Origin of the sequence: Microcystis sp. M079S1, assembly GCF_020246425.1 — a bacterium.
GTDB classification, from domain to species: Bacteria; Cyanobacteriota; Cyanobacteriia; order Cyanobacteriales; family Microcystaceae; genus Microcystis; species Microcystis aeruginosa.
Genome location: NZ_JADBSZ010000161.1, coordinates 1 through 4429 on the forward strand (window position 1 = coordinate 1; position 4429 = coordinate 4429).

Sequence of the window (4429 nt, forward strand, 5' to 3'; positions counted from 1 at the left end):
AAACGCCTTGGGAGAGTCCGGCCTCTGGATTCTTAATGGAGACATTGAGAATCTAAGCTGTCTCGTTGAACAAGGAATTTCCGATAGTGATAGGTCAAGAATCCCCCGTCACAGCGTAGCTTGACGGTGGGAGTATGTCAATTGCTATAAAGTAGGTTTATTGAAGAAGTGGAGGGAATCATCATCCTATGGCGATAATGACAAAATCATTTAGACAAAGACTGGCAGAGATTTTCGGGTTAGACCTGCGATCGCTGGCTTTATTTCGCATTGCCTTGGCGTTAGTGGTTTTAGTAGATTTATCGGTTCGTTTTAGCCAAGTAACTGCCCATTACAGCGGATTGGGGGTTTTACCCCTAGGAAGCTTATCGAAAGTCTCTGCTAGTCCTTTTTACTGGTCTATTTTTGCTCTCAGTGACTCGGTGCTGGTGCAGAGTATCCTGTTTATTGTCGCTATAGCGATCGCATTATTGCTTTTAATTGGCTATCATACCCGTTTAGCCACGATCGCCACTTGGGCGCTAATCGTCTCTTTACATCATCGCAACCCCCTGTTACTATTTGCCGCCGATGACGTAATCCGGGCAGTATTATTCTGGGCGATGTTTTTACCCCTTGGTGCCTGTTATTCCGTGGAAAGTGCCTTAAACACCAATCCCAACCCCTTACCCAAGCGTGTGGTTTCGGCTGCCACGGTCGCTTTTATGATACAGGTGTGTTACATCTATATGTGGTCAGTGGTCTTTAAACTCAAAAGTGAGACTTGGTGGCCCGACGGTACAGCCGTTTATTACTCTCTTAGTTACGATCAATACGCTACCGCTTTGGGGAGTTTTTTACTGACTTTACCGCAGCAATTCCTCAAATTTCTAACAATTTCAGCCCTAGGCTTTGAATGGTTCGGTCCGCTATTGATGTTTGTTCCCTTTCGCAATAGTTTATTTAAAATAATCGCCGTAGTTTCCTTTATTTTCTTGCATACGGTTTTTGGACTGATTCTACATTTAGGGGTTTTCCCTATCCTGAGTGTTACCCATTGGTTGCCGATTATCCCTAGCTTAGTCTGGGATTGGGGACAAAAACGGATAATAAACCCAGAAAGAGAAGGTTTAAGGATTAATTATGATCGAGATTGTGGATTTTGCAAAAAAGTTGTTCATCTTCTCCGCACGTTTCTCATTTTACCCGGCACTCCCCTGTTAGTCGCTCAGGATAACCCCTCAATATACGAGGATATGGTGGCCCAAAATTCTTGGGTGGTGGAAGATTGGCAGGGAAAACGTCAGTTTAAATGGTCAGCAGTGGTTTATATTGTCAGTCTTTCGCCAATTTTCTGGTTTTTAGCGCCAATTTTGCGTTTACCGCCCCTTATGGCCGTGGGAACGAGAATTTATGAGTGGATTGCCTCCCATCGTCGTTTTATGGGCAATTTCACCAAACCTCTCAAGTTTCGTCCCCTGACGATTAAATCCTCTTTACCTTTAAATATTTTGGTAGTTTTCTTCTTATTGTTGACCAGTATCTGGAATTTACGCAGTTTTGTCCGGCAATCGGCCATTAGAGGCGATTTAAATACACCTTTAATTCAGTCCCTCGATCGCTTGCTCACCCGTCGTACTTTCAATACAATTGATATTCTGGCAAGAGTTACCCGTTTAGACCAGTATTGGACTATTTTCTCCCCTAGTCCGCCCCGAGATGATGCTTGGTTTGTGGCAGTCAGTCAATTAGCCGATGGTTCCACGGTAGATTTATTTAGAGAAGGACAGCCAGTAATTTGGGATAAACCCACCGAAAGCGATCGCAATCGTTTGTATAAAACCATGCAGTGGCGAGTATATTTTATTAATCTTAATCGAGCTATCGGTCGGTCAGTTTATGGAGAGTTTGGTCAGTATCTCTGTCAAAACTGGAATCAGCAGCACGGTAGGGATCAACAAATTAAATCCCTGCAACTTTATATCATGCGGGAAAGGACTGTCCCCCCCGGAGAAAAACAGGGAATCGAAAAAGAACTACTCTGGCAGCAAAACTGTCTTTAATCAGTTATCAGTCATCAGTCATCAGTTATCAGTTATCAGTCAGATCAAAGTTATCTTGTCATGTTTGTCAGAAAAATGGCTAATTAATGAAACAACAAATAACTAAAATCTGATTGCCTCTTTTTCCCTTTCAAACTAACTACCGCTCAACTTTAAACATCGCTAGAACCGCTCTGGAGAGTAGCGAGGGATTTTTCAAAATTCATTCTCTGTTCAGCATTGCGGAGAAAGTAACCACTCATCATTGCTGAGGCCAATAACCGGCCCAGATGTTCGCGACTGGTACTGATAGTGACCCCGAAATGTTCCGAAGGAAGGTTGCCCAAAAGTCCGATAATGTTGCGTTCCATCACTTGGAAAACCTCTTGGGACTCCGGTTTCGAGAGTTGGGCGATTGTTTCGGGACTTAAGGTCTGGACATACTGCCACAAACTCTCGGAAAATTCACTATCGGTACCGAATAAATTGTGAGGGCGATCGTTTTCTCTATACACCTTTGATCTCCTTAACTCAATTTTTTTATAAACTATCCTTTTGGTTCTTCCAATTTAACAGTTTTTTGAGATAGTGGGGGTCGGTAGAACCGAACCTGAAGGGAATGGTAATCCCAAGCAGAAAATCCATCTCTGGCAAAAATCAAAAACTTAACACTGATGATAACCGATCACTGTTCACCGATAACTTTTATTTACCCATACCTAACTGCTGGGCCTTTTGATAGACTTTACCCTCCGTCAGCAGCGAGGGGGCAATCACCACTTCCACCTGTTGCATTTCCTTTAAGTTCTTAGCACCCAAAGTTCCCATACTGGTTTTCAGCGCCCCTAGGAGGTTATGAGTACCATCATCTAATTTTGCCGGTCCTACGAGGATTTCGGCAATAGTTCCGGTACTGCCCACACTAATTCGGGTCCCCCGGGGTAGAACCGGGCTAGGTGTGGCCATACCCCAGTGAAAACCGCGGCCCGGTGCCTCCACGGACCGGGCAATGGGAGAACCAATCATCACCGCGTCGGCGCCACAGGCGATACATTTGCAGATATCACCGCCGGTAATAATGCCGCCATCGGCAATAACGGGGACGTATTTACCGGTTTCTTGGAAAAAATCGTCCCTAGCGGCGGCACAATCGGCCACAGCAGTGGCTTGGGGAACTCCCACTCCTAAAACGCCGCGAGAAGTACAGGCAGCCCCGGGACCGATACCGACCAAAACCCCGGCTGCCCCGGTTTTCATCAGGTTAAGGGCGACTTCGTAGGTGACGCAGTTGCCCAAAACCACGGGAATGGGCATTTCTTGGCACAGTTGCACTAAATCGAGGGGGGTGATAGCTTCCGGGGATAAATGGGCAGTGGAAACAACGGTTGCTTGGACAAAGAGAATATCGGCCGCTGCTTGGGCGACGATAGCACCGTATTTGACGGCACCGGCAGGGGTGAGGCTAACTGCCGCAATACCGCCTTTTTCTTGAATTTCTTGGATACGAAGCTCGATTAGTTGCGGTTTAATCGGTTCTGCGTAGAGTTCCTGCATTAAACCGACGAATTCTGCTTTGCCGACTGCGGTAATGCGATCGAGAATCGGGTTAGGATCCTCGTAACGGGTTTGAATACCTTCGAGGTTTAGTACCCCTAGCGCCCCCAACTCGGAGAGAAGGACGGCCATTTTAGTATCCACCACCCCATCCATAGCGCTGGCGATAATCGGGATTTCCCGCTCGATATTGCCGAGAGACCAACGGGTATCGGCTAAACTAGGATCGAGGGTTCGCACTCCGGGTACAAGTGCGATTTCATCGATACCGTAAGCTCTACGGGCTGTTTTGCCCCGACCAATAATTGTATCCACGTTTCTATACTATTTCAGACCTATTTAGCCTAGACTAGCAAATTTCGCACCATCTCGAAAAGCTTTTCGGTATTATTGCCGACTAGGCCCCGGGAAAATAATCGCCGCAGTCGATCGCTTGTTCGGTGTTGGCGCTCCTGGGTTGTACACTACATTTGAGGCGATAATCGTTGGTAAAGTAGCGGCAGTGGGAGCAAGGGATGGAGTGCATCCGTCGGGCAACTTGCCAACTATCGCGCACGGCACTGGCTAAAGACCAGCAAACTAAAGCGATAATGGCAGCGGCGATTGAAAAACGTAAAATAATCCAGATTTCCATGGCGAACAACTAAAATTACCTGATTTGGATAGGAATCAACTGAGGCAATCGGCAGAGGGTTAGATACTGAACAGTTTACTTACCGAAATTTTGGGTTAAAGCCCCGTCCTTTTAGGACGGCTTTTTAAACTATATCTTGTTAACTTAACTTTTATTGTGCTATACTGATTTTGTCTAAGTCCCCCCTGCGTAAAATGTTTGTCTTAGAGTTTAAAGTTAA

General features: G+C 45.9%; 4 protein-coding genes and 1 pseudogene. 2 read left to right on the plus strand and 3 right to left on the minus strand.

What is annotated here, in order from left to right:
• Nucleotides 1–124: pseudogene (locus tag IM456_RS10555) on the plus strand (zinc ribbon domain-containing protein); the annotation flags it as partial.
• 64 nt (nucleotides 125–188) lie between these two features.
• Nucleotides 189–2042 (plus strand): hypothetical protein, encoded by a 1854-nt coding sequence (locus IM456_RS10560; RefSeq protein ID WP_287694484.1) that lies wholly within the window; start codon nucleotides 189–191, stop codon nucleotides 2040–2042.
• Nucleotides 2043–2194: 152 nt separating this feature from the next.
• On the opposite strand, the gene IM456_RS10565 is transcribed toward IM456_RS10560, so the two are convergent.
• From IM456_RS10565 to IM456_RS10575, 3 genes are all read right to left on the minus strand, one after another.
• Nucleotides 2195–2536 carry a DUF760 domain-containing protein gene (locus tag IM456_RS10565; protein ID WP_002771313.1) on the minus strand — a complete coding sequence of 114 codons (342 nt, stop codon included), beginning with the start codon at nucleotides 2534–2536 and terminating at the stop codon, nucleotides 2195–2197.
• A gap of 190 nt (nucleotides 2537–2726) precedes the next feature.
• Complete coding sequence (locus IM456_RS10570) at nucleotides 2727–3890, minus strand: GuaB3 family IMP dehydrogenase-related protein (RefSeq protein ID WP_002796238.1); 1164 nt, start codon at nucleotides 3888–3890, stop codon at nucleotides 2727–2729.
• An 82-nt stretch (nucleotides 3891–3972) separates the two neighbouring features.
• Nucleotides 3973–4209 carry a hypothetical protein gene (locus IM456_RS10575; RefSeq protein WP_043997914.1) on the minus strand — a complete coding sequence of 79 codons (237 nt, stop codon included), beginning with the start codon at nucleotides 4207–4209 and terminating at the stop codon, nucleotides 3973–3975.
• Nucleotides 4210–4429: the final 220 nt, after the last annotated feature.

Bases quoted from the DNA above. Each gene is read 5' to 3' on its own strand.
- IM456_RS10560 (WP_287694484.1), top strand. From the start codon at position 189: ATGGCGATAATGACAAAATCATTTAGACAAAGACTGGCAGAGATTTTC.
- IM456_RS10575 (WP_043997914.1), bottom strand. From the start codon at position 4,209: ATGGAAATCTGGATTATTTTACGTTTTTCAATCGCCGCTGCCATTATC.